The 25,985-nt window shown below is 45.9% G+C and carries 15 protein-coding genes, 9 tRNA genes and 6 rRNA genes; all 30 read left to right on the forward strand.

Annotated elements, in window-relative coordinates:
* Positions 1-37 precede the first annotated feature (37 nt).
* The 30 genes from NST09_RS00440 (at position 38) to clpC (ending at position 25,934) form a co-directional block, all read left to right on the forward strand.
* Positions 38-940 (forward strand): peptidyl-prolyl cis-trans isomerase, encoded by a 903-nt coding sequence (locus NST09_RS00440; RefSeq protein WP_025206605.1) that lies wholly within the window; start codon positions 38-40, stop codon positions 938-940.
* Positions 941-1,017: 77 nt separating this feature from the next.
* Positions 1,018-1,941, forward strand: coding sequence for a cysteine synthase A (gene cysK / locus NST09_RS00445; protein WP_008341814.1), 924 nt, complete (start codon positions 1,018-1,020; stop codon positions 1,939-1,941).
* 124 nt (positions 1,942-2,065) lie between these two features.
* On the forward strand, positions 2,066-3,484 hold the full coding sequence (locus tag NST09_RS00450; protein ID WP_025206606.1) for an anthranilate synthase component I family protein: 1,419 nt from the start codon (positions 2,066-2,068) through the stop codon (positions 3,482-3,484).
* Between the two features lie 13 nt (positions 3,485-3,497).
* Complete coding sequence (gene pabA, locus NST09_RS00455; protein WP_025206607.1) at positions 3,498-4,091, forward strand: aminodeoxychorismate/anthranilate synthase component II; 594 nt, start codon at positions 3,498-3,500, stop codon at positions 4,089-4,091.
* Entirely contained in the window at positions 4,088-4,936 is an 849-nt protein-coding gene (gene pabC, locus NST09_RS00460) for an aminodeoxychorismate lyase (protein WP_025206608.1), read from the forward strand. The genes pabA and pabC overlap by 4 nt, the downstream gene beginning before the upstream one ends.
* 9 nt (positions 4,937-4,945) lie before the next feature.
* Positions 4,946-5,803 carry a dihydropteroate synthase gene (gene folP / locus NST09_RS00465; RefSeq protein ID WP_217816654.1) on the forward strand — a complete coding sequence of 286 codons (858 nt, stop codon included), beginning with the start codon at positions 4,946-4,948 and terminating at the stop codon, positions 5,801-5,803.
* Complete coding sequence (gene folB / locus NST09_RS00470; protein WP_217816663.1) at positions 5,796-6,158, forward strand: dihydroneopterin aldolase; 363 nt, start codon at positions 5,796-5,798, stop codon at positions 6,156-6,158. The genes folP and folB overlap by 8 nt, the downstream gene beginning before the upstream one ends.
* Positions 6,155-6,658 (forward strand): 2-amino-4-hydroxy-6-hydroxymethyldihydropteridine diphosphokinase, encoded by a 504-nt coding sequence (folK, locus tag NST09_RS00475; RefSeq protein WP_007496156.1) that lies wholly within the window; start codon positions 6,155-6,157, stop codon positions 6,656-6,658. Before folB ends, folK begins: the two co-directional genes overlap by 4 nt.
* Positions 6,610-6,843 carry a helix-turn-helix transcriptional regulator gene (locus tag NST09_RS00480; RefSeq protein WP_008341798.1) on the forward strand — a complete coding sequence of 78 codons (234 nt, stop codon included), beginning with the start codon at positions 6,610-6,612 and terminating at the stop codon, positions 6,841-6,843. The genes folK and NST09_RS00480 overlap by 49 nt, the downstream gene beginning before the upstream one ends.
* Positions 6,836-7,837: a tRNA dihydrouridine synthase DusB gene (gene dusB / locus NST09_RS00485; RefSeq protein WP_057078731.1), complete on the forward strand. Its 1,002-nt coding sequence runs from the start codon at positions 6,836-6,838 to the stop codon at positions 7,835-7,837. Before NST09_RS00480 ends, dusB begins: the two co-directional genes overlap by 8 nt.
* A gap of 90 nt (positions 7,838-7,927) precedes the next feature.
* On the forward strand, positions 7,928-9,427 hold the full coding sequence (gene lysS, locus NST09_RS00490) for a lysine--tRNA ligase (protein WP_025206611.1): 1,500 nt from the start codon (positions 7,928-7,930) through the stop codon (positions 9,425-9,427).
* A 342-nt stretch (positions 9,428-9,769) separates the two neighbouring features.
* Positions 9,770-11,318: ribosomal RNA gene (locus NST09_RS00495) — 16S ribosomal RNA — on the forward strand.
* 181 nt (positions 11,319-11,499) lie between these two features.
* Positions 11,500-14,430, forward strand: a 23S ribosomal RNA gene (locus tag NST09_RS00500).
* A gap of 61 nt (positions 14,431-14,491) precedes the next feature.
* A 5S ribosomal RNA gene (gene rrf / locus NST09_RS00505) occupies positions 14,492-14,607 on the forward strand.
* 778 nt (positions 14,608-15,385) lie between these two features.
* Positions 15,386-15,461, forward strand: a tRNA-Val gene (locus tag NST09_RS00510).
* 33 nt (positions 15,462-15,494) lie between these two features.
* Positions 15,495-15,570, forward strand: a tRNA-Thr gene (locus tag NST09_RS00515).
* Positions 15,571-15,607: 37 nt separating this feature from the next.
* A tRNA-Lys gene (locus tag NST09_RS00520) sits at positions 15,608-15,683 on the forward strand.
* A 7-nt stretch (positions 15,684-15,690) separates the two neighbouring features.
* Positions 15,691-15,773: transfer RNA gene (locus NST09_RS00525), tRNA-Leu, on the forward strand.
* A gap of 30 nt (positions 15,774-15,803) precedes the next feature.
* Positions 15,804-15,875 (forward strand) — tRNA-Gly (locus NST09_RS00530).
* A gap of 12 nt (positions 15,876-15,887) precedes the next feature.
* Positions 15,888-15,973 (forward strand) — tRNA-Leu (locus tag NST09_RS00535).
* Positions 15,974-15,984: 11 nt separating this feature from the next.
* Positions 15,985-16,061 (forward strand) — tRNA-Arg (locus NST09_RS00540).
* Positions 16,062-16,068: 7 nt separating this feature from the next.
* A tRNA-Pro gene (locus NST09_RS00545) sits at positions 16,069-16,145 on the forward strand.
* A gap of 8 nt (positions 16,146-16,153) precedes the next feature.
* Positions 16,154-16,229, forward strand: a tRNA-Ala gene (locus tag NST09_RS00550).
* Positions 16,230-16,354: 125 nt separating this feature from the next.
* A 16S ribosomal RNA gene (locus tag NST09_RS00555) occupies positions 16,355-17,903 on the forward strand.
* A 181-nt stretch (positions 17,904-18,084) separates the two neighbouring features.
* Positions 18,085-21,015, forward strand: a 23S ribosomal RNA gene (locus NST09_RS00560).
* A 61-nt stretch (positions 21,016-21,076) separates the two neighbouring features.
* Positions 21,077-21,192: ribosomal RNA gene (gene rrf / locus NST09_RS00565) — 5S ribosomal RNA — on the forward strand.
* The 16S, 23S and 5S rRNA genes sit together here with 9 tRNA genes alongside, the layout of an rRNA operon.
* Before the next feature lie 177 nt (positions 21,193-21,369).
* Entirely contained in the window at positions 21,370-21,834 is a 465-nt protein-coding gene (locus NST09_RS00570; RefSeq protein WP_003217184.1) for a CtsR family transcriptional regulator, read from the forward strand.
* 14 nt (positions 21,835-21,848) lie between these two features.
* Positions 21,849-22,406: a UvrB/UvrC motif-containing protein gene (locus tag NST09_RS00575; protein WP_007496258.1), complete on the forward strand. Its 558-nt coding sequence runs from the start codon at positions 21,849-21,851 to the stop codon at positions 22,404-22,406.
* A gap of 4 nt (positions 22,407-22,410) precedes the next feature.
* Positions 22,411-23,502: a protein arginine kinase gene (locus NST09_RS00580; protein ID WP_008345444.1), complete on the forward strand. Its 1,092-nt coding sequence runs from the start codon at positions 22,411-22,413 to the stop codon at positions 23,500-23,502.
* Positions 23,499-25,934, forward strand: coding sequence for an ATP-dependent protease ATP-binding subunit ClpC (clpC, locus tag NST09_RS00585; protein WP_007496263.1), 2,436 nt, complete (start codon positions 23,499-23,501; stop codon positions 25,932-25,934). Before NST09_RS00580 ends, clpC begins: the two co-directional genes overlap by 4 nt.
* Positions 25,935-25,985 lie beyond the last annotated feature (51 nt).

Here is a 25,985-nt window from a genome sequence, read left to right on the forward strand (position 1 = left end):
TTTTCTTTTTAGAATGGAAAGGAGACGAAAGATGAGACTGAAAGCAAGAGTGGTATGGACATTTATCCTCGTTCTGCTCATGATTAATGCCGTTGTCATTGCATATGTATTAACAAAATCACAAATGTCGCAGGCTTCTTCAAATGGGAAGAGCGGTGAAGAAATTGCTTCTATTGGGAAAGAGAAAGTCACACGTCAAGAATGGTTAAAGAAAATGGAAGACCGCTACGGAAAGGCAACACTTGAACAAATGATCAATCAGAAGGTAGTCAATCAACTTGCGAAAGAAAACAAGCTGGAGGTATCTTCAAAAGAGATCAATCGTGAGCTGCTGATGCTGAAAGCGGTATCTAATAATTTCTACGAAGACGGTCATACAAGCGAAAAGGAATGGAAAGAGCAGATTCGTTATCAAATTTTATTAGAACAGCTTCTAACGAGAGATGCGGTCGTTTCTGAAAAAGAAGCCAAATCCTTTTATGAAAAAAACAAAGACTTGTATCAATATGATGACTCATACCGAATTCGCCACATTGTTGTGAAAACAAAAGACGAGGCACAAAGTGTATTAAAAGATTTAAAGGGCGGATCTAGTTTCGAAGCTGTAGCAGCTGAACGATCCACCGATCGATATACCTCTCCTTACGGCGGAGATCTTGGATTTGTCACAGAAGAGCAAGAAAGCATTCCAGCCCTATACATACAAGAAGCCCAAAAGCTTCAGCCAGATGAATGGACGAAAGAGCCGATCGAGATCAAAAACGGTTATGCCATCATACAATTAAAAGAAAAATTAAATGGCCGCTCCTTCTCTTATGAAGAAGTCAAAGATCAGATCAAAAGGCAGATCGCCATGGAAGATCTGGGTGAAAAGGCGAATGTCAAAACCCTGTGGAAAGAAGCAAAAGTCACATGGTTTTACGATGGAGAGCAGGACTAAAAGCATTGACAAAATTTTTCGAAATTGATAATTTAATATTAATACAATAAAATTACTCGGAGATAGAGGTGTTAGTGATGGCTCGTATTGCAAATTCAGTTTTTGAACTAATAGGAAATACACCAGTCGTTAAATTAAACCGTTTAGTAGATGAAGACAGTGCGGATGTCTACTTGAAACTTGAATATATGAACCCAGGCAGCAGTGTAAAAGATCGTATTGCGTTAGCGATGATCGAAGATGCTGAAGCAAAAGGTACATTAAAAGCTGGTGACACACTCATTGAGCCAACAAGCGGAAACACAGGAATCGGTCTTGCGATGGTCGCGGCTGCAAAAGGAATCAATGCGATTTTAGTTATGCCGGATACAATGAGTCAGGAGCGCCGCAACCTTTTACGCGCTTACGGTGCAGAGCTTGTATTAACACCCGGTGCAGAAGGAATGAAAGGTGCCATCAAAAAAGCAGAAGAATTAGCAGAAGAGCACGGATACTTCATGCCTCAGCAGTTCAGCAATGAAGCCAATGCTGAGATTCACCGCCGCACAACAGGGAAAGAGATTCTTGAACAGTTTGACGGCGACCTTGATGCATTTATTGCAGGAGTTGGTACGGGCGGTACGATTACAGGTGCTGGTGAAGTCCTGAAAGAAGCCATTCCATCTATTCAGCTTTATGCGGTAGAACCAACAGATTCTCCTGTACTATCAGGCGGGAAACCAGGTCCGCATAAAATTCAAGGCATCGGAGCAGGCTTTGTTCCATCTATCTTGAACACAGAAGTATATGACGGCATTATCCAAGTGAAAAACGAAGATGCATTTGAACTTGCAAGAAAGGCAGCGAAAGAAGAAGGAATCCTTGGTGGTATATCTTCAGGAGCAGCCATTTATGCAGCGCTTCAAACAGCGAAGAAGCTTGGTAAAGGGAAAAAGGTTCTAGCGATTATTCCAAGTAACGGTGAACGTTACCTTAGTACGCCGCTTTATCAATTTGATTAAACAATACACCCCAGCATTTGCTGGGGTTTTTTCATGAATTCTGAAGATGGAAAGCAAATACTATTTTCTAATTAAAATGGATTGCATTACAATAAGATTAATGAAAATGAAAAAGGATGATAACATGACACAACGTAGGCCGATGGGCATCAAAATTCCTTTTACGAAAGATGCATTCTTGAAACGATACGAACAATTAACGGCTCATGAATCACATCACGTCCTTCTTGAAAGTGCACGTGGCGGAGAATACAGTATTGCCGGCATTCATCCGATCGCTAAAGCGAAAGGGAAGGACGGGATGACCACCATCCATTATCAGAATGAGGTGTTGTTCAAAGAGGGAGATCCTTTTAGGGCATTTGCTGATTGGTTTCAAACCCTACAAACCGAAACGAACGACGAATACCCTGACTTCCAAGGTGGAGCGATTGGATTTTTAAGCTATGATTACGCAAGATATATCGAGCATTTTAAAATGCTGTCCATCGATGATTTGAAGACGCCTGATTTGTATTTCCTCGTATTCAATGATGTCGCTGTCTTTGATCATAATAAAGACGTCCTCTGGCTGATGACTCATACAGAAGGAGACGAACCTGTCAGTGAAGTTCATCAAAGACTCGAAGAATTAAAGCAAAGCTGGACAAGCACATCAGAAGAGTCAGCACATTCATCTGTCAACGTGTCTTCTTCGGAATGTGTACCTGCTGCACCTTTTACTGAAGAAGCTTTCGGGGAAGCTGTAGAAACGATTAAACAATATATCGCGAACGGTGATGTGTTCCAAGTGAACCTATCCATTAGACAAGATGAACAGCTTCATACCCACCCATATCATTTATACAAAACATTACGTCACGTGAATCCATCTCCATATATGTCATATCTGCACACGCCAGATTTCCAAATTGTCTGTGGATCTCCAGAGCTGCTTATTAAGAAAAAAGGCATTCAGCTCGAAACAAGACCGATCGCTGGCACAAGATCAAGAGGCAAGGATGATGTGGAAGATCAAGCGCTGGCAAAAGAACTCATTGAAGATGAAAAAGAACGCGCAGAACATGTGATGCTCGTTGATCTTGAGCGGAATGATCTTGGACGAGTGTCTACTTATGGCTCAGTCAAGGTGAACGAGTTTATGGCCATTGAGAAATATTCACACGTGATGCACATTGTATCAAATGTCCAAGGGGAGCTGCGTGATGATTGTGATGCGGTAGATGTCATGAGAGCTGTATTCCCAGGCGGCACGATTACAGGTGCGCCAAAAGTGAGAACAATGGAAATCATAGAAGAACTTGAGCCAACAAGGCGTGGGCTTTATACTGGATCTATAGGCTGGTTTGGATTCAATCAAGATATGCATTTTAATATCGTCATTCGTACGGCTTATTGTACAGGGGGCAGAGCCTTCATGCAGTCAGGTGCAGGCATTGTCATCGATTCTGTACCAAAGCACGAATACAAAGAATCGATTAAAAAAGCCTATGCAGTGAAAAAAGCATTACAGTTGAGCAAAGAAGAGACTATTTTGAGTTAGAGGTGAGCAGAGTATGATATTAATGATTGATAATTACGATTCATTTACGTACAACCTGGTCCAGTATTTAGGTGAGCTTGGGGAAGAACTGATTGTAAAACGAAACGATCAAGTCACTATTCAAGAAATCGAAGAGCTCAAGCCAGACTTTCTGATGATTTCTCCAGGACCTTGCAGTCCGGATGAAGCAGGAATTAGTATGGAAGCGATCAAACATTTTGCTGGGAGGATTCCGATCTTCGGTGTCTGTTTAGGTCATCAATCCATTGCACAAGTATTTGGTGGAGATGTCATTCGTGCGGAGCGGTTAATGCATGGGAAAACATCAGAGATTGAACACGACGGCAAAGGTGTCTTCACGGGACTACAAAATCCGCTCGTCGCCACGAGATATCATTCATTAATTGTTAAAGACGAGACGCTGCCGGAGTGCTTTGTCAGAACAGCGAGAACAAAGGAAGGCGAACTCATGGCCATTCGCCATAAAGAACTTCCGATTGAAAGTGTTCAATTCCATCCAGAATCGATTATGACGTCCTTCGGTAAGGAAATGCTCAGAAATTTCATTGAAACCTATCGTAAAAAGGGGAATGAAGTAAACGCATGATCATTTACCTGAACGGTCAGTATATAGAGGAGAAAGACGCGACTCTTTCTCCTTTTGATCATGGTTTTCTATATGGCATCGGTGTATTCGAAACATTTACCTCTCTAGCAGGACAAGTCTTCTTGTTAGACTGGCATCTTGAAAGGCTCAATCAATCATTGCGTGACCTTTGCATCGAATCCACAATAGAGAAACCATTTGTACTCGACATCATTCATACATTATTCAAACAAAATCAAATAACGGGCGGTCATGCGAGAATCCGCTTCAATGTTTCTGCGGGCAGAGGCAATGGATTTTCTGCAGACCCTTATGAGGAGCCTGTTGTTTTTGTGATGATCTCCCCATTCCGGCCAGAATCAATAGTAGATGAAAAACAGGGAATCATTCTTGATACAAGAAGAAACACACCGGAAGGTCCAAGACGGCTCAAGTCGCATCATTACATGAACAACCTGCTGGCGAAAAGAGAAGTAGGGAACGATCCGTCTGTAGAAGGGATCTTTTTAACAAAAGAAGACGATGTGGCAGAAGGAATTACATCAAATCTATTTTGGCGAAAAAAAGATGTGATCTATACACCTTCACTTGATACCGGCATTTTAAACGGGGTTACCCGTCGATATTGTATCGAAACGCTGCAAGCTTCGGGGATCCCACTAATAGAAGGAAGATATCCACTCTCACACTTGCTCTCAGCTGATGAGGCGTGGATGACCAATTCGGTTCAGGGAATTGTGCCTTTTAAAAATATCGGAGACAACGTCCTGCAAAACCACAACCGAACGATTTCGACCAAGCTGAGAACAGAATATACAAAAGCACGTCTAGAACATAAAGAGTAGGTGGACACAATGACACAACAATTGATAAAACAGCCTAAAATCATACAAGCCAAGCACCATACCCTTAGTTATGAAGAAAAGACATTGGTCATGGGCATTTTAAATGTCACACCGGACTCTTTTTCAGATGGAGGAAAATTCAATCAAATGGATAAAGCGCTGGCTCATGCAGCGCAGCTCATAGAAGATGGGGCGCATATTATTGATATTGGCGGTGAATCGACTCGGCCGGGGGCGGCACTTGTCTCAGAGCAAGAGGAGCTTTCAAGGGTCATTCCTGTCATTGAGAAGATCACAAAAGAATTGGACATACCTATTTCTATTGATACGTATAAAGCCCATGTCGCAGATGAGGCAGTGAAAGCAGGAGCCTCAATCATTAATGATGTATGGGGGGCGAAAGCTGATCCTCAAATGGCGCATGTGGCAGCGAAGCACAACGTGCCAATCATCTTAATGCACAATCGACCAGAGCGGAATTACACCCATCTGATTTCAGATATGATTGCAGATCTGAAAGAAAGTGTTCAAATTGTAAAACAAGCGGGTGTCCGTGATGACATGATTATATTAGACCCTGGTGTAGGATTTGCGAAAAATAAAACTGACAACCTCATGGTCATGAATGAACTTGAACATTTTTGCCACCTTGGGTATCCGCTGCTTCTAGCAACATCCCGCAAACGATTCATCGGTGCAGTTTTAGATCTGCCGCCTGAAAAACGTACTGAAGGAACGGGTGCGACGGTCTGTCTTGGGATTCAAAAGGGCAGCGCAATGGTCCGAGTGCACGATGTAAAAGAAATCGCAAGAATGGCAAAAATGATGGATGCCATGCTGAATAAAGGAGGCGCTTATCATCGATAAAGTATATGTAAACGGAATGGAATTTTACGGCTATCACGGTGTATTTACAGAAGAGAATAAACTAGGCCAGCGCTTTCGTGTGGACCTAACAGCTTCACTTGATTTAAGTAAGGCAGGACAAACGGATGACCTAAATGAGACCATCAACTATGCTGAGCTCTACAACATCTGCAAAAATATTGTAGAAGGGGATCCAGTGAACCTCGTTGAAACGCTGACAGAAAGAATTGCAAACCAAGTGTTAAAGGACTTTCCGACAGTTCAAGAATGTACAGTAAAAGTAATCAAACCAGATCCGCCAATTCCAGGACACTATCAGTCCGTTGCTATTGAAATGACGAGATCACGCGCATGAACAATACAGCATATATCGCTTTAGGTTCAAACATAGGAAAAAAGGAAACCTACTTAAAAGAAGCTGTCAAAAAACTTCACGAACACCCAGGTGTTCAAGTTGAATCCATTTCATCTATATATGAGACAACACCTGTAGGTTACGAGAATCAGGATGACTTCTTGAACATGGCTGTGAAGATTTCCACCTCGCTTCGTCCTGAAGAACTTCTATCACTGACTCAGAACATTGAGCAGGAGTTAGGCAGAACAAGAGAAGTGAGGTGGGGTCCACGGACAGCTGACCTTGACATTTTACTTTATAATCGTGAAAATATTGAAACAGAACAACTTGTAGTGCCGCATCCTAGAATGTACGAACGTTTATTCGTTCTTGTTCCGATGAGTGAGATTTGCCCAGAAATCGGCGAAGCCCAGATAAACGCCGTAACAGACCAAGAAGGTGTAAGCATATGGAAAAAGACATGTGGGGTAGAAGAATTCGTGCATACCGAAAGCTAAAAGGGTATACTCAGGAAGGGTTCGCCAAAAGACTGGGCATCTCTGTCTCTGTCTTAGGGGAAATTGAGCGAGGCAATCGATTACCAACAAACCAAATGGTTGGTCAAATAGCAGATGCTTTAAATATAACGGTGGAAGAACTTTCACCAATACTTGAAGAAGAAAGGAGGGGACATGATGTTTAAAATCGGAGATATCGAAATTAAAAACAAAGTAGTGCTCGCACCAATGGCTGGTGTGTGTAACTCTGCTTTCAGACTCACGGTGAAAGAGTTTGGAGCGGGCTTAGTCTGCGCTGAAATGGTCAGTGACAAAGCGATCTTGATTAATAATGCCAGAACGATGGGCATGCTGTACATTGATGAACGTGAAAAACCGTTGAGCCTTCAGATATTTGGGGGAGAAAAGGACACGCTCGTAGAAGCGGCCAAGTTTGTAGACCAGAATACAACGGCGGACATTATTGATATTAATATGGGATGTCCTGTACCAAAGATCACGAAATGTGACGCAGGAGCGAAATGGCTGCTGGATCCAAACAAGATTTACGAAATGGTATCCGCAGTCGTAGAAGCTGTAGATAAACCTGTTACTGTGAAAATGAGAATGGGTTGGGACGAAGACCATATTTTCGCTATCGACAATGCCCGTGCTGTTGAACGAGCAGGTGGACAAGCGGTTGCGCTTCACGGACGGACACGTGTGCAGATGTACGAAGGAACAGCGAATTGGGATATTATAAAAGAGGTCAAACAATCTGTTTCCATTCCAGTCATCGGGAATGGAGATGTCAAAACCCCTCAAGATGCAAAACGTATGCTTGATGAAACAGGTGTGGATGCTGTGATGATCGGAAGAGCAGCACTAGGAAACCCGTGGATGATTTACCGGACGGTTCATTATTTAGAAACGGGTGAACTAAAAGAAGAGCCTAATGTGCGTGAGAAAATGTCTGTGTGCAAACTTCACTTAGACAGACTCATAGACCTGAAAGGCGAGCATGTGGCTGTCAGAGAAATGAGAAAACATGCAGCATGGTACTTAAAAGGTGTCCGAGGCAATGCAGATGTAAGAAACCAAATCAATCAAAGTGAAACGAGAGCGGAGCTTGTAAAAGTTCTAGATGACTTTACGATCGAAGCCGAGGCAAAAGAGCTTCAAAGAATAAAAGTAGGATAAGACTATCTTTCTTTTTGTAGCTCACTGCTAGTGCACGTACTGGCAGTTTTTCTGCTTTTCTCTGCAAAATACATTATTGGAGTGATATAAATGAGTAATGAAGGGCTTAATAACGAAGAATTAAATGATCAATTCCAAGTAAGACGTGACAAAATGAATAAAATGAGAGAAGAGGGTATCGATCCATTCGGTGAACGATATGACCGTTCTCATCAATCTGCACAAATTATTGCTGAATATGACGAGTTTTCAAAAGAAGACTTAGAAGAAAAAGCAGCTCAAGTAACAATTGCTGGCCGTATGATGACAAAACGGGGAAAAGGGAAAGCTGGCTTTGCACACATTCAAGACTTAGAAGGACAAATTCAAATCTATGTACGTAAAGATAGTGTAGGAGAAGAAGCTTACGAATTATTCAAAAGCTCAGACCTAGGCGATATTATCGGTGTGACGGGAACCGTATTTAAAACGAATGTAGGAGAACTTTCAATTAAAGCGACTAGCTTTGAGGTTCTTACAAAAGCACTTCGCCCGCTCCCTGATAAATATCACGGACTAAAAGATGTAGAACAACGCTATCGTCAGCGTTACCTTGACTTGATTGTCAATCCAGAAAGTAAGCAGACGTTCATCATGCGAAGCAAAATCATTCAATCAATGAGAAGATACTTAGATTCAAAAGGATACCTAGAAGTTGAAACACCAACAATGCATAGCATCCCTGGTGGTGCATCAGCTCGTCCTTTCATTACTCATCACAATGCACTTGATATGCCGCTTTATATGCGTATTGCGATCGAGCTGCATTTAAAACGTCTGATTGTCGGTGGTCTAGAGAAAGTATACGAGATTGGCCGCGTATTCCGTAATGAAGGTGTATCGACTCGTCACAACCCAGAATTCACTATGATCGAGCTGTATGAAGCATACGCAGACTACAAAGACATCATGAATCTGACAGAAAACCTGATTGCTCATATTGCCCAAGAGGTGCTAGGGACAACAACCATTCAATATGGAGAAGATGAAATTGATCTCAAACCTGAATGGAAGAGACTTCATATGGTTGAAGCGGTCAAAGAAGCAACAGGTGTAGACTTCTGGCAGGAGATGTCTGTTGAAGAAGCAAAACAGCATGCGGCTGATCATGGTGTTGAAATCACGAAAAATATGACAGTAGGTCATATTATCAATGAGTTCTTCGAGCAAAAAGTAGAAGAAACATTGGTTCAGCCTACATTCATTTACGGACACCCAGTGGAGATTTCTCCATTAGCTAAGAAAAATCCTGAAGACCCGCGCTTTACTGATCGCTTTGAGCTGTTTATCGTACGCCGCGAGCATGCAAATGCATTCACAGAGCTAAACGATCCGATCGATCAAAGAGAACGCTTTGAAGCTCAATTAAAAGAACGTGAAGAAGGAAACGACGAAGCACATCTAATGGATGACGATTTTGTTGAAGCGTTAGAATACGGTATGCCTCCAACAGGTGGTCTAGGAATCGGAATCGACCGATTAATCATGCTTTTAACAAATTCTCCATCAATCAGAGATGTACTGCTTTTCCCACAAATGAGAAACCGCTAATACATCAACCAAAGCGCCATTTTATTTATGGCGCTTTCTATTTTTCATAAAATGAAACTTTTTTTAAAAAAACTATTGCAAGGAAAGAATCCAGATGGTATATTATTATTCGTTGCCGCAAAACAGCAACGAGGTTGAAAAAAGAAAATGAAAAAAGTTCTTGACTTCAACCGAAGCGAAATGTTAAGATATTAAAGTCGCTTACGAGCGATAAAGAAAATGATCTTTGAAAACTAAACAAGACAAAACGTACCTGTTAATTCGAGTTTTTATCAAAAAATCCTATGATATTTCATAGGTAGTCAGTCAAACTGGCGAAAAACAAAACTTCGGTTTTGAACTTTTTCGGAGAGTTTGATCCTGGCTCAGGACGAACGCTGGCGGCGTGCCTAATACATGCAAGTCGAGCGGACAGAAGGGAGCTTGCTCCCGGATGTTAGCGGCGGACGGGTGAGTAACACGTGGGTAACCTGCCTGTAAGACTGGGATAACTCCGGGAAACCGGAGCTAATACCGGATAGTTCCTTGAACCGCATGGTTCAAGGATGAAAGACGGTTTCGGCTGTCACTTACAGATGGACCCGCGGCGCATTAGCTAGTTGGTGAGGTAACGGCTCACCAAGGCGACGATGCGTAGCCGACCTGAGAGGGTGATCGGCCACACTGGGACTGAGACACGGCCCAGACTCCTACGGGAGGCAGCAGTAGGGAATCTTCCGCAATGGACGAAAGTCTGACGGAGCAACGCCGCGTGAGTGATGAAGGTTTTCGGATCGTAAAGCTCTGTTGTTAGGGAAGAACAAGTGCAAGAGTAACTGCTTGCACCTTGACGGTACCTAACCAGAAAGCCACGGCTAACTACGTGCCAGCAGCCGCGGTAATACGTAGGTGGCAAGCGTTGTCCGGAATTATTGGGCGTAAAGGGCTCGCAGGCGGTTTCTTAAGTCTGATGTGAAAGCCCCCGGCTCAACCGGGGAGGGTCATTGGAAACTGGGAAACTTGAGTGCAGAAGAGGAGAGTGGAATTCCACGTGTAGCGGTGAAATGCGTAGAGATGTGGAGGAACACCAGTGGCGAAGGCGACTCTCTGGTCTGTAACTGACGCTGAGGAGCGAAAGCGTGGGGAGCGAACAGGATTAGATACCCTGGTAGTCCACGCCGTAAACGATGAGTGCTAAGTGTTAGGGGGTTTCCGCCCCTTAGTGCTGCAGCTAACGCATTAAGCACTCCGCCTGGGGAGTACGGTCGCAAGACTGAAACTCAAAGGAATTGACGGGGGCCCGCACAAGCGGTGGAGCATGTGGTTTAATTCGAAGCAACGCGAAGAACCTTACCAGGTCTTGACATCCTCTGACAACCCTAGAGATAGGGCTTTCCCTTCGGGGACAGAGTGACAGGTGGTGCATGGTTGTCGTCAGCTCGTGTCGTGAGATGTTGGGTTAAGTCCCGCAACGAGCGCAACCCTTGATCTTAGTTGCCAGCATTCAGTTGGGCACTCTAAGGTGACTGCCGGTGACAAACCGGAGGAAGGTGGGGATGACGTCAAATCATCATGCCCCTTATGACCTGGGCTACACACGTGCTACAATGGACAGAACAAAGGGCTGCGAGACCGCAAGGTTTAGCCAATCCCACAAATCTGTTCTCAGTTCGGATCGCAGTCTGCAACTCGACTGCGTGAAGCTGGAATCGCTAGTAATCGCGGATCAGCATGCCGCGGTGAATACGTTCCCGGGCCTTGTACACACCGCCCGTCACACCACGAGAGTTTGCAACACCCGAAGTCGGTGAGGTAACCTTTATGGAGCCAGCCGCCGAAGGTGGGGCAGATGATTGGGGTGAAGTCGTAACAAGGTAGCCGTATCGGAAGGTGCGGCTGGATCACCTCCTTTCTAAGGATATATGGAGCAGCGTGCGTTTTCGTCTTGTTTAGTTTTGAAGGATCATTCCTTCAAACATGTCTCTAGCGAGACAGGATTGTTCTTTGAAAACTAGATAACAATAAGTAATACATTCACATTGAATGCAATGCAAAGTTCATCACACATAGTGATTCTTTCTAAAGTAAGAAATGGTTAAGTTAGAAAGGGCGCACGGTGGATGCCTTGGCACTAGGAGCCGATGAAGGACGGGACGAACACCGATATGCTTCGGGGAGCTGTAAGCAAGCTTTGATCCGGAGATTTCCGAATGGGGAAACCCACTGCTCGTAATGGAGTAGTATCCATACTTGAATACATAGAGTATGAGAAGGCATACCCGGGGAACTGAAACATCTAAGTACCCGGAGGAAGAGAAAGCAAATGCGATTCCCTGAGTAGCGGCGAGCGAAACGGGAACAGCCCAAACCAAGAGGCTTGCCTCTTGGGGTTGTAGGACACTCTATACGGAGTTACAAAGGAACGATATAAGCGAAGAGGTCTGGAAAGGCCCGCCAAAGAAGGTAACAGCCCTGTAACTGAAATGTTGTTCTCTCCAGAGTGGATCCTGAGTACGGCGGAACACGTGAAATTCCGTCGGAATCCGGGAGGACCATCTCCCAAGGCTAAATACTCCCTAGTGACCGATAGTGAACCAGTACCGTGAGGGAAAGGTGAAAAGCACCCCGGAAGGGGAGTGAAATAGATCCTGAAACCGTGTGCCTACAAGTAGTCAGAGCCCGTTAACGGGTGATGGCGTGCCTTTTGTAGAATGAACCGGCGAGTTACGATCCCGTGCAAGGTTAAGCAGAAGATGCGGAGCCGCAGCGAAAGCGAGTCTGAATAGGGCGCATGAGTACGTGGTCGTAGACCCGAAACCAGGTGATCTACCCATGTCCAGGGTGAAGTTCAGGTAACACTGAATGGAGGCCCGAACCCACGCACGTTGAAAAGTGCGGGGATGAGGTGTGGGTAGGGGTGAAATGCCAATCGAACCTGGAGATAGCTGGTTCTCTCCGAAATAGCTTTAGGGCTAGCCTCAAGGTAAGAGTCTCGGAGGTAGAGCACTGATTGGACTAGGGGCCCCTACCGGGTTACCGAATTCAGTCAAACTCCGAATGCCGATGACTTATCCTTGGGAGTCAGACTGCGAGTGATAAGATCCGTAGTCGAAAGGGAAACAGCCCAGACCGCCAGCTAAGGTCCCAAAGTATACGTTAAGTGGAAAAGGATGTGGAGTTGCTTAGACAACCAGGATGTTGGCTTAGAAGCAGCCACCATTTAAAGAGTGCGTAATAGCTCACTGGTCGAGTGACTCTGCGCCGAAAATGTACCGGGGCTAAACGTATCACCGAAGCTGCGGACTGTTCTTACGAACAGTGGTAGGAGAGCGTTCTAAGTGCAGTGAAGTCAGACCGGAAGGACTGGTGGAGCGCTTAGAAGTGAGAATGCCGGTATGAGTAGCGAAAGACGGGTGAGAATCCCGTCCACCGAATGCCTAAGGTTTCCTGAGGAAGGCTCGTCCGCTCAGGGTTAGTCGGGACCTAAGCCGAGGCCGAAAGGCGTAGGCGATGGACAACAGGTTGATATTCCTGTACCACCTCCTCACCATTTGAGCAATGGGGGGACGCAGGAGGATAGGGTAAGCGCGGTATTGGATATCCGCGTCCAAGCAGTTAGGCTGGGAAATAGGCAAATCCGTTTCCCGTGAAGGCTGAGCTGTGATGGCGAGCGAAATTTAGTAGCGAAGTTCCTGATTCCACACTGCCAAGAAAAGCCTCTAGCGAGGTGAGAGGTGCCCGTACCGCAAACCGACACAGGTAGGCGAGGAGAGAATCCTAAGGTGATCGAGAGAACTCTCGTTAAGGAACTCGGCAAAATGACCCCGTAACTTCGGGAGAAGGGGTGCTTCTTAGGGTGTTAAAGCCCCGAGAAGCCGCAGTGAATAGGCCCAGGCGACTGTTTAGCAAAAACACAGGTCTCTGCGAAGCCGTAAGGCGAAGTATAGGGGCTGACGCCTGCCCGGTGCTGGAAGGTTAAGAGGAGCGCTTAGCGTAAGCGAAGGTGCGAATTGAAGCCCCAGTAAACGGCGGCCGTAACTATAACGGTCCTAAGGTAGCGAAATTCCTTGTCGGGTAAGTTCCGACCCGCACGAAAGGCGCAACGATCTGGGCACTGTCTCAACGAGAGACTCGGTGAAATTATAGTACCTGTGAAGATGCAGGTTACCCGCGACAGGACGGAAAGACCCCGTGGAGCTTTACTGCAGCCTGATATTGAATGTTGGTACAGCTTGTACAGGATAGGTAGGAGCCTTGGAAACCGGAGCGCTAGCTTCGGTGGAGGCATCGGTGGGATACTACCCTGGCTGTATTGACCTTCTAACCCGCTGCCCTTATCGGGCAGGGAGACAGTGTCAGGTGGGCAGTTTGACTGGGGCGGTCGCCTCCTAAAATGTAACGGAGGCGCCCAAAGGTTCCCTCAGAATGGTTGGAAATCATTCGCAGAGTGTAAAGGCACAAGGGAGCTTGACTGCGAGACCTACAAGTCGAGCAGGGACGAAAGTCGGGCTTAGTGATCCGGTGGTTCCGCATGGAAGGGCCATCGCTCAACGGATAAAAGCTACCCCGGGGATAACAGGCTTATCTCCCCCAAGAGTCCACATCGACGGGGAGGTTTGGCACCTCGATGTCGGCTCATCGCATCCTGGGGCTGTAGTCGGTCCCAAGGGTTGGGCTGTTCGCCCATTAAAGCGGTACGCGAGCTGGGTTCAGAACGTCGTGAGACAGTTCGGTCCCTATCCGTCGCGGGCGCAGGAAATTTGAGAGGAGCTGTCCTTAGTACGAGAGGACCGGGATGGACGCACCGCTGGTGTACCAGTTGTTCTGCCAAGGGCATCGCTGGGTAGCTATGTGCGGACGGGATAAGTGCTGAAAGCATCTAAGCATGAAGCCCCCCTCAAGATGAGATTTCCCATTCCGCAAGGAAGTAAGATCCCTGAAAGATGATCAGGTTGATAGGTCTGAGGTGGAAGCGTGGTGACACGTGGAGCTGACAGATACTAATAGATCGAGGACTTAACCTATATTCTAATGTGAAAAATGAACATTGTTATCTAGTTTTGAGAGAACATTCTCTCCATCAGGTTTGGTGGCGATAGCGAAGAGGTCACACCCGTTCCCATACCGAACACGGAAGTTAAGCTCTTCAGCGCCGATGGTAGTTGGGGGTTTCCCCCTGTGAGAGTAGGACGCCGCCAAGCTTGTCAAAGGATCAGTTCCAATCGGAACTGGTCTTTTTTGTGTTTCAATAAATGATATATCTATTTATATTGAAAATGGTGGTCTTTCACTACATTCTCAATAACTCATTCATTTCATCCCCTTCACTGGAATTCTAGACATTCTATAAAATTCTTATCATCCAATCTCGTCGCTCGCTCATCTTGCTAAGAGTCAACATCGAAAGAGTAAACATGTCTAAGAAGGATCTTCTCCTCTGGCAACCATATGTAGCGAACTGCGCTTGCTGCTAGATCATTGAAACCTACATAATAGAGCAAAGGGCATCTTGGTTTGCTATGAGAGAGGAGGAAGATTTGAGTTAAGCACCAAAATGTTTGATGAGGAAAGGGAACATTGAGAGGAATTTTGGAAAATGACCATGATCAATTTAATATAAAGCAAATATACAAAATGGTTTCTCGGAAAAATAAAATAATAAAAAAATTCGTTTCTATATACAAGTTACCTGAGGATTTAAGGAATAAAACAAACATTTTTCAGCTTTAAAAGAGCTGTTTTTACATTGAAAAAGCGCTATTAATCCCCTTTTTAACAAAAAAACATAAAAAAATGAAAAAAAGACTTTTAAAATGAAGAGACAAGTGGTAAACTTCTTTAGGTGCCTTAACGAAAAGATGTGAAAAAATAGCTTTAAAATAAATTCAAAAATTATTTTAAAAAAGTCTTTACAAACAATATCTTATCGTTATATAATACTATTTGTCAGATCGAGAGACATTCGAAACGACATAATATGGAGGATTAGCTCAGCTGGGAGAGCATCTGCCTTACAAGCAGAGGGTCGGCGGTTCGAGCCCGTCATCCTCCACCATATTTATTCTTACATAATGTTAGGATAGATAAAGCCGGTGTAGCTCAACTGGTAGAGCAACTGACTTGTAATCAGTAGGTTGGGGGTTCAAGTCCTCTTGCCGGCACCACTTTCATATGGTAAGATAGACAAGTCGCTTTAAAAGCGAGCCATTAGCTCAGTTGGTAGAGCATCTGACTTTTAATCAGAGGGTCGAAGGTTCGAGTCCTTCATGGCTCACCATTTTCATGCGGGTGTGGCGGAATTGGCAGACGCGCTAGACTTAGGATCTAGTGTCTTTATGACGTGGGGGTTCAAGTCCCTTCACCCGCATTGCCAAACAACATAAAGAAATCCTGTAATGCGGAAGTAGTTCAGTGGTAGAACACCACCTTGCCAAGGTGGGGGTCGCGGGTTCGAATCCCGTCTTCCGCTTATACCATCCACGCCGGGGTGGTGGAATTGGCAGACACACAGGACTTAAAATCCTGCGGTAGGTGACTACCGTGCCGGTTCAAGTCCGGCCCTCGGCATTATAAAATAAGCGCCCGTAGCTCAATTGGATAGAGCGTTTGACTACGGATCAAAAGGTTAGGGGTTCGACTCCTCTCGGGCGCGCCATTAAGATCGGGAAGTAGCTCAGCTTGGTAGAGCACTTGGTTTGGGACCAAGGGGTCGCAGGTTCGAATCCTGTCTTCCCGACCATCTTTTATGGGGCCTTAGCTCAGCTGGGAGAGCGCCTGCCTTGCACGCAGGAGGTCAGCGGTTCGATCCCGCTAGGCTCCACCAATATGATCTTTGAAAACTAAACAAGACAAAACGTACCTGTTAATTCGAGTTTTTATAAAAAAATCCTATGATATTTCATAGGTAGTCAGTCAAACTGGCGAAAAACAAAACTTCGGTTTTGAACTTTTTCGGAGAGTTTGATCCTGGCTCAGGACGAACGCTGGCGGCGTGCCTAATACATGCAAGTCGAGCGGACAGAAGGGAGCTTGCTCCCGGATGTTAGCGGCGGACGGGTGAGTAACACGTGGGTAACCTGCCTGTAAGACTGGGATAACTCCGGGAAACCGGAGCTAATACCGGATAGTTCCTTGAACCGCATGGTTCAAGGATGAAAGACGGTTTCGGCTGTCACTTACAGATGGACCCGCGGCGCATTAGCTAGTTGGTGAGGTAACGGCTCACCAAGGCGACGATGCGTAGCCGACCTGAGAGGGTGATCGGCCACACTGGGACTGAGACACGGCCCAGACTCCTACGGGAGGCAGCAGTAGGGAATCTTCCGCAATGGACGAAAGTCTGACGGAGCAACGCCGCGTGAGTGATGAAGGTTTTCGGATCGTAAAGCTCTGTTGTTAGGGAAGAACAAGTGCAAGAGTAACTGCTTGCACCTTGACGGTACCTAACCAGAAAGCCACGGCTAACTACGTGCCAGCAGCCGCGGTAATACGTAGGTGGCAAGCGTTGTCCGGAATTATTGGGCGTAAAGGGCTCGCAGGCGGTTTCTTAAGTCTGATGTGAAAGCCCCCGGCTCAACCGGGGAGGGTCATTGGAAACTGGGAAACTTGAGTGCAGAAGAGGAGAGTGGAATTCCACGTGTAGCGGTGAAATGCGTAGAGATGTGGAGGAACACCAGTGGCGAAGGCGACTCTCTGGTCTGTAACTGACGCTGAGGAGCGAAAGCGTGGGGAGCGAACAGGATTAGATACCCTGGTAGTCCACGCCGTAAACGATGAGTGCTAAGTGTTAGGGGGTTTCCGCCCCTTAGTGCTGCAGCTAACGCATTAAGCACTCCGCCTGGGGAGTACGGTCGCAAGACTGAAACTCAAAGGAATTGACGGGGGCCCGCACAAGCGGTGGAGCATGTGGTTTAATTCGAAGCAACGCGAAGAACCTTACCAGGTCTTGACATCCTCTGACAACCCTAGAGATAGGGCTTTCCCTTCGGGGACAGAGTGACAGGTGGTGCATGGTTGTCGTCAGCTCGTGTCGTGAGATGTTGGGTTAAGTCCCGCAACGAGCGCAACCCTTGATCTTAGTTGCCAGCATTCAGTTGGGCACTCTAAGGTGACTGCCGGTGACAAACCGGAGGAAGGTGGGGATGACGTCAAATCATCATGCCCCTTATGACCTGGGCTACACACGTGCTACAATGGACAGAACAAAGGGCTGCGAGACCGCAAGGTTTAGCCAATCCCACAAATCTGTTCTCAGTTCGGATCGCAGTCTGCAACTCGACTGCGTGAAGCTGGAATCGCTAGTAATCGCGGATCAGCATGCCGCGGTGAATACGTTCCCGGGCCTTGTACACACCGCCCGTCACACCACGAGAGTTTGCAACACCCGAAGTCGGTGAGGTAACCTTTATGGAGCCAGCCGCCGAAGGTGGGGCAGATGATTGGGGTGAAGTCGTAACAAGGTAGCCGTATCGGAAGGTGCGGCTGGATCACCTCCTTTCTAAGGATATATGGAGCAGCGTGCGTTTTCGTCTTGTTTAGTTTTGAAGGATCATTCCTTCAAACATGTCTCTAGCGAGACAGGATTGTTCTTTGAAAACTAGATAACAATAAGTAATACATTCACATTGAATGCAATGCAAAGTTCATCACACATAGTGATTCTTTCTAAAGTAAGAAATGGTTAAGTTAGAAAGGGCGCACGGTGGATGCCTTGGCACTAGGAGCCGATGAAGGACGGGACGAACACCGATATGCTTCGGGGAGCTGTAAGCAAGCTTTGATCCGGAGATTTCCGAATGGGGAAACCCACTGCTCGTAATGGAGTAGTATCCATACTTGAATACATAGAGTATGAGAAGGCATACCCGGGGAACTGAAACATCTAAGTACCCGGAGGAAGAGAAAGCAAATGCGATTCCCTGAGTAGCGGCGAGCGAAACGGGAACAGCCCAAACCAAGAGGCTTGCCTCTTGGGGTTGTAGGACACTCTATACGGAGTTACAAAGGAACGATATAAGCGAAGAGGTCTGGAAAGGCCCGCCAAAGAAGGTAACAGCCCTGTAACTGAAATGTTGTTCTCTCCAGAGTGGATCCTGAGTACGGCGGAACACGTGAAATTCCGTCGGAATCCGGGAGGACCATCTCCCAAGGCTAAATACTCCCTAGTGACCGATAGTGAACCAGTACCGTGAGGGAAAGGTGAAAAGCACCCCGGAAGGGGAGTGAAATAGATCCTGAAACCGTGTGCCTACAAGTAGTCAGAGCCCGTTAACGGGTGATGGCGTGCCTTTTGTAGAATGAACCGGCGAGTTACGATCCCGTGCAAGGTTAAGCAGAAGATGCGGAGCCGCAGCGAAAGCGAGTCTGAATAGGGCGCATGAGTACGTGGTCGTAGACCCGAAACCAGGTGATCTACCCATGTCCAGGGTGAAGTTCAGGTAACACTGAATGGAGGCCCGAACCCACGCACGTTGAAAAGTGCGGGGATGAGGTGTGGGTAGGGGTGAAATGCCAATCGAACCTGGAGATAGCTGGTTCTCTCCGAAATAGCTTTAGGGCTAGCCTCAAGGTAAGAGTCTCGGAGGTAGAGCACTGATTGGACTAGGGGCCCCTACCGGGTTACCGAATTCAGTCAAACTCCGAATGCCGATGACTTATCCTTGGGAGTCAGACTGCGAGTGATAAGATCCGTAGTCGAAAGGGAAACAGCCCAGACCGCCAGCTAAGGTCCCAAAGTATACGTTAAGTGGAAAAGGATGTGGAGTTGCTTAGACAACCAGGATGTTGGCTTAGAAGCAGCCACCATTTAAAGAGTGCGTAATAGCTCACTGGTCGAGTGACTCTGCGCCGAAAATGTACCGGGGCTAAACGTATCACCGAAGCTGCGGACTGTTCTTACGAACAGTGGTAGGAGAGCGTTCTAAGTGCAGTGAAGTCAGACCGGAAGGACTGGTGGAGCGCTTAGAAGTGAGAATGCCGGTATGAGTAGCGAAAGACGGGTGAGAATCCCGTCCACCGAATGCCTAAGGTTTCCTGAGGAAGGCTCGTCCGCTCAGGGTTAGTCGGGACCTAAGCCGAGGCCGAAAGGCGTAGGCGATGGACAACAGGTTGATATTCCTGTACCACCTCCTCACCATTTGAGCAATGGGGGGACGCAGGAGGATAGGGTAAGCGCGGTATTGGATATCCGCGTCCAAGCAGTTAGGCTGGGAAATAGGCAAATCCGTTTCCCGTGAAGGCTGAGCTGTGATGGCGAGCGAAATTTAGTAGCGAAGTTCCTGATTCCACACTGCCAAGAAAAGCCTCTAGCGAGGTGAGAGGTGCCCGTACCGCAAACCGACACAGGTAGGCGAGGAGAGAATCCTAAGGTGATCGAGAGAACTCTCGTTAAGGAACTCGGCAAAATGACCCCGTAACTTCGGGAGAAGGGGTGCTTCTTAGGGTGTTAAAGCCCCGAGAAGCCGCAGTGAATAGGCCCAGGCGACTGTTTAGCAAAAACACAGGTCTCTGCGAAGCCGTAAGGCGAAGTATAGGGGCTGACGCCTGCCCGGTGCTGGAAGGTTAAGAGGAGCGCTTAGCGTAAGCGAAGGTGCGAATTGAAGCCCCAGTAAACGGCGGCCGTAACTATAACGGTCCTAAGGTAGCGAAATTCCTTGTCGGGTAAGTTCCGACCCGCACGAAAGGCGCAACGATCTGGGCACTGTCTCAACGAGAGACTCGGTGAAATTATAGTACCTGTGAAGATGCAGGTTACCCGCGACAGGACGGAAAGACCCCGTGGAGCTTTACTGCAGCCTGATATTGAATGTTGGTACAGCTTGTACAGGATAGGTAGGAGCCTTGGAAACCGGAGCGCTAGCTTCGGTGGAGGCATCGGTGGGATACTACCCTGGCTGTATTGACCTTCTAACCCGCTGCCCTTATCGGGCAGGGAGACAGTGTCAGGTGGGCAGTTTGACTGGGGCGGTCGCCTCCTAAAATGTAACGGAGGCGCCCAAAGGTTCCCTCAGAATGGTTGGAAATCATTCGCAGAGTGTAAAGGCACAAGGGAGCTTGACTGCGAGACCTACAAGTCGAGCAGGGACGAAAGTCGGGCTTAGTGATCCGGTGGTTCCGCATGGAAGGGCCATCGCTCAACGGATAAAAGCTACCCCGGGGATAACAGGCTTATCTCCCCCAAGAGTCCACATCGACGGGGAGGTTTGGCACCTCGATGTCGGCTCATCGCATCCTGGGGCTGTAGTCGGTCCCAAGGGTTGGGCTGTTCGCCCATTAAAGCGGTACGCGAGCTGGGTTCAGAACGTCGTGAGACAGTTCGGTCCCTATCCGTCGCGGGCGCAGGAAATTTGAGAGGAGCTGTCCTTAGTACGAGAGGACCGGGATGGACGCACCGCTGGTGTACCAGTTGTTCTGCCAAGGGCATCGCTGGGTAGCTATGTGCGGACGGGATAAGTGCTGAAAGCATCTAAGCATGAAGCCCCCCTCAAGATGAGATTTCCCATTCCGCAAGGAAGTAAGATCCCTGAAAGATGATCAGGTTGATAGGTCTGAGGTGGAAGCGTGGTGACACGTGGAGCTGACAGATACTAATAGATCGAGGACTTAACCTATATTCTAATGTGAAAAATGAACATTGTTATCTAGTTTTGAGAGAACATTCTCTCCATCAGGTTTGGTGGCGATAGCGAAGAGGTCACACCCGTTCCCATACCGAACACGGAAGTTAAGCTCTTCAGCGCCGATGGTAGTTGGGGGTTTCCCCCTGTGAGAGTAGGACGCCGCCAAGCTTGTCAAAGGATCAGTTCCAATCGGAACTGGTCTTTTTTGTGTTTTTGGGACGTTTGGCACCAGATAAATGTGGAAATAATATTGTTAGTTGAGCGATTATCTTGAAAAATCGATCGAAAAAATTTATAGTAAGATTAAAGTCAAATATAGTCAAAGTCAATGGAGGAGGAGGCGGAGTGGCACAAAATATTTCTGATATCATCGAGCAGTATTTGAAGGAAGTCTTGGATCAGAATGGTCGAGAAATATTAGAAATTAAACGCAATGAAATTGCAGATAAGTTTCAATGCGTACCTTCACAAATTAACTATGTTATCAATACACGCTTTACGAGCGAAAGAGGTTATATCGTCGAAAGTAAGCGTGGCGGCGGTGGCTATATCCGTATCATTAAAGTCAAAATGAATGATGAAGTCGATTTATTGAACAACATTATTTCCCAAATATATCATCGTTTATCACAGGCTGCATCTGATCATATCATCATGCGTCTTGTTGAGAACAACATTTTATCCGAAAGAGAAGCAAAGATGATGATTAGTGTCATGGACCGTTCTGTTTTACACATTGATTTACCTGAACGAGATGAACTGCGGGCTCGGATGATGAAAGCGATGTTGAATGCTTTGAAATTAAAGTAAAGCGGGTGAAAAGATTGATTTGTCAAGAATGCAATGAGAGACCAGCCACTTTTCACTTTACGAAAGTAATAAATGGAGAAAAACAAGAAATGCACATATGTGAACAATGTGCAAAAGAAAACAGTGATTCATATGCTATGAGTGGAAACCAAGGTTTCTCGATTCACAACTTATTATCAGGCTTATTGAATATTGATCCTAGCTTTACCACAAGTGCGAATAAAGGATCATCTATTTTTCAAGAGGCAAGAGAAGTGGATCAATGTCCTAAGTGTGGCTTAACTTTTCAGCAATTCAGGAAAACAGGCCGTTTTGGCTGTGCAGAATGTTATCGAACCTTTGATCAGTATTTAAATCCTGTTTTAAGGAAAGTCCATAGTGGAAATACAGTCCATAATGGAAAAGTCCCTAAACGGATTGCCGGCAGTCTGCATGTTCGCCGGAAACTTGAGTTAATGCAGCAAGAACTGAAGCAGCTGATTGAACAGGAAGAGTTTGAAAAAGCAGCGGAAGTTCGAGATCAAATTCGTGCATTAGAGCATGAGCAATCTCAGCAGAGGGAGGGAGATTAACGACATGTCGCTCCAGCATTTTATTCAAGACGCATTAAGTCAATGGATGAAACAGAAAGGACCAGAAAGTGACATTGTTCTAAGCAGTCGTATTCGGCTGGCACGCAATCTAGAGCATGTTCGTTTCCCAACTCAGTTTTCTCAAGAGGAGGCTGAAGCTGTTCTTCAGCAATTCGAGCAAAAGTTTGCGAGCCAGGAAGTGAAGGACATTGGAAACTTTGTTCTGATTCGAATGAATGACACGCAGCCTTTGGCTAAAAGGGTACTTGTTGAAAAGCATTTGATTAGCCCCAATTTAGCAGAATCAAGATTTGGTGGCTGTTTGCTTTCAGAAAATGAAGAAATCAGTGTCATGCTGAATGAGGAAGACCATATTCGTATTCAATGCTTGTTCCCAGGATTTCAGCTGGCTAATGCACTAAAAGCAGCTAACCAAATAGATGACTGGATTGAAGAGCAAGTGGATTATGCGTTTTCTGAAAAGCGAGGATACTTAACGAGCTGTCCGACCAATGTAGGTACAGGTATTAGGGCTTCAGTCATGATGCACTTACCAGCATTAGCCCTGACAAGACAAATGAATCGCATTATTCCTGCAATTAATCAATTAGGTCTTGTGGTCAGAGGAATTTATGGTGAGGGTAGCGAAGCAATAGGAAACATCTTTCAAATTTCAAATCAAATGACACTGGGTCAATCAGAAGAAGATATTGTAGATGACTTGAATAGTGTGACGGCACAGCTCATTGAACAAGAGCGATCTGCACGTAAGGCATTATATCAGACGTCTAAAATTGAACTTGAAGACAGAGTGTACCGTTCCTTGGGGATTTTGGCTAATTGCCGCATGATTGAATCTAAGGAAACGGCTAAGTGTTTGTCAGATGTGCGACTTGGAATTGATTTAGGTATCATTAAGGGGCTTTCAAGTAATATACTGAATGAACTCATGATTTTGACACAGCCTGGCTTCCTTCAGCAATATTCAGGAGGAGCCTTGGAACCAAATGAAAGAGATATAAAACGAGCAGCAATTATCAGAGAAAGGCTGCGCTTAGAAATGCATAGGAATGGACAGGAGGATGAAACGATATGATGTTTGGAAGATTCACTGAAAGAGCTCAAAAGGTATTAGCACTTGCACAAGAAGAAGCCATTCGCCTAGGCCATAAGAACATCGGAACAGAGCATATTTTACTTGGTCTTGTACGTGAAGGTGAGGGCATCGCCGCAAAAGCATTAGAAGCACTGGGCCTTGTTTCAGATAAAATCCAAAAAGAAGTCGAGAGCTTGATTGGAAGAGGGCAAGAGGTGTCTCAAGCTATTCCTCATTACACACCTAGAGCGAAGAAGGTTACGGAGCTTTCTATGGATGAAGCGAGAAAGCTTGGTCATTCCTATGTAGGGACAGAACATATTCTTTTAGGTCTTATTCGTGAGGGAGAGGGTGTAGCTGCCCGTGTCTTAAATAACCTCGGAGTGAGCTTAAATAAAGCACGCCAGCAAGTATTGCAGCTTCTAGGCAGCAATGAAACGGGTGCATCTGCGGCAGGATCTAATAGCAATGCCAATACACCAACTTTGGATAGCTTGGCAAGAGACTTAACGGCTATTGCGAAAGAAGACAGTTTGGACCCTGTGATTGGCCGTAGCAAAGAAATTCAGCGTGTCATTGAGGTCCTAAGTAGAAGAACAAAGAATAACCCTGTCTTGATTGGAGAGCCTGGTGTTGGTAAAACAGCGATCGCAGAAGGCCTCGCACAGCAAATTATTCACAACGAAGTGCCTGAAATTTTGCGTGATAAACGAGTCATGACACTTGATATGGGAACCGTTGTAGCGGGAACGAAATATCGTGGTGAATTCGAGGATCGTTTGAAAAAAGTCATGGACGAAATCCGTCAGGCTGGAAATATCATTCTCTTCATTGATGAGCTTCATACACTGATTGGTGCAGGAGGAGCAGAGGGTGCGATTGATGCCTCTAATATTCTAAAACCATCTTTAGCACGTGGTGAGCTTCAATGTATCGGGGCAACAACGTTAGATGAGTACCGTAAATATATTGAAAAAGATGCTGCACTTGAACGTCGATTCCAGCCAATTCAAGTGGACCAGCCATCTGTTGATGAAAGTATTCAAATCTTAAGAGGGCTTAGAGACCGTTATGAAGCACATCACCGTGTGTCTATTACAGATGAAGCCATTGAGGCGGCGGTAAAGCTTTCTGATCGTTATATCTCTGATCGTTTCCTTCCAGATAAGGCGATTGACTTAATTGATGAGGCGGGTTCAAAAGTTCGTTTACGTTCTTTCACAACACCGCCTAATCTAAAGGAACTTGAGCAAAAGCTGGATGAAGTACGCAAGGAAAAGGATGCAGCTGTTCAAAGTCAGGAATTTGAAAAAGCCGCTTCTCTTCGTGATACGGAGCAACGTTTGCGTGAAAAGGTAGAAGTGACGAAGAAATCTTGGAAAGAAAAGCAGGGGCAAGAGAATTCAGAGGTTTCTGTTGATGATATCGCAATGGTTGTTTCTAGCTGGACGGGAGTACCTGTTTCAAAAATTGCTCAAACAGAAACAGATAAGCTTCTAAACATGGAACAATTGCTCCACTCTCGCGTCATTGGACAGGATGAAGCAGTTGTTGCTGTTGCAAAAGCTGTAAGACGTGCCCGTGCTGGACTAAAAGATCCGAAACGTCCGATTGGCTCCTTTATTTTCTTAGGGCCAACAGGTGTTGGTAAGACTGAGCTTGCAAGAGCACTCGCTGAGTCTATCTTCGGTGATGAAGAAGCGATGATTCGTATTGATATGTCTGAGTACATGGAAAAACACTCGACTTCAAGACTTGTTGGATCACCTCCAGGCTATGTGGGTTATGATGAGGGCGGTCAGCTGACTGAAAAAGTGAGAAGAAAGCCATATTCTGTCGTGCTTCTAGATGAGATTGAAAAGGCGCACCCTGATGTGTTTAATATCTTACTTCAAGTGTTAGAAGATGGTCGTCTCACTGATTCTAAAGGTCGTACTGTTGACTTTAGAAATACGATTTTGATTATGACTTCAAACGTTGGAGCTAGTGAGCTGAAGCGCAATAAATATGTTGGCTTTAACGTGCAGGATGAAAGTCAAAATTACAAAGATATGAAAGGCAAAGTAATGGGTGAGTTGAAACGTGCGTTTAGACCGGAGTTCATCAACCGTATTGATGAAATCATTGTCTTCCACTCACTCGAAAAGAAACATCTAAAAGAGATTGTGTCTCTCATGTCTGATCAATTGACAAAACGACTAAAAGAGCAGGACCTTTCAATTGAATTGACGGAAGCAGCAAAAGCCAAGATTGCCGACGAAGGCGTAGATCTTGAGTATGGTGCTCGTCCGTTAAGAAGAGCGATTCAAAAGCACGTCGAGGATCGACTTTCTGAGGAATTGCTGAAAGGCAATATTGAAAAGGGCCAACATATCGTATTAGATGTAGAAGATGGAGAAATTGTCGTAAAAGCAACGGCTGCTACGAACTAATATAGTAAGAAAAAAGTGTGAGGCATACCAGTAAGTTGGATGCCTCCCTTT

Source organism: Bacillus sp. FSL W7-1346 (assembly GCF_038593335.1).
Classification (GTDB): Bacteria; Bacillota; Bacilli; order Bacillales; family Bacillaceae; genus Bacillus; species Bacillus altitudinis.

Excerpts from the sequence above, each read along its gene's own strand:
- cysK (WP_008341814.1), top strand. The coding sequence starts at position 1,018 with ATGGCTCGTATTGCAAATTCAGTTTTTGAACTAATAGGAAATACACCA.
- NST09_RS00450 (WP_025206606.1), top strand. The coding sequence starts at position 2,066 with ATGACACAACGTAGGCCGATGGGCATCAAAATTCCTTTTACGAAAGAT.
- pabA (WP_025206607.1), top strand. The coding sequence starts at position 3,498 with ATGATATTAATGATTGATAATTACGATTCATTTACGTACAACCTGGTC.
- pabC (WP_025206608.1), top strand. The coding sequence starts at position 4,088 with ATGATCATTTACCTGAACGGTCAGTATATAGAGGAGAAAGACGCGACT.
- folP (WP_217816654.1), top strand. The coding sequence starts at position 4,946 with ATGACACAACAATTGATAAAACAGCCTAAAATCATACAAGCCAAGCAC.
- folK (WP_007496156.1), top strand. The coding sequence starts at position 6,155 with ATGAACAATACAGCATATATCGCTTTAGGTTCAAACATAGGAAAAAAG.
- NST09_RS00480 (WP_008341798.1), top strand. The coding sequence starts at position 6,610 with ATGGAAAAAGACATGTGGGGTAGAAGAATTCGTGCATACCGAAAGCTA.
- dusB (WP_057078731.1), top strand. The coding sequence starts at position 6,836 with ATGTTTAAAATCGGAGATATCGAAATTAAAAACAAAGTAGTGCTCGCA.
- lysS (WP_025206611.1), top strand. The coding sequence starts at position 7,928 with ATGAGTAATGAAGGGCTTAATAACGAAGAATTAAATGATCAATTCCAA.
- NST09_RS00580 (WP_008345444.1), top strand. The coding sequence starts at position 22,411 with ATGTCGCTCCAGCATTTTATTCAAGACGCATTAAGTCAATGGATGAAA.
- clpC (WP_007496263.1), top strand. The coding sequence starts at position 23,499 with ATGATGTTTGGAAGATTCACTGAAAGAGCTCAAAAGGTATTAGCACTT.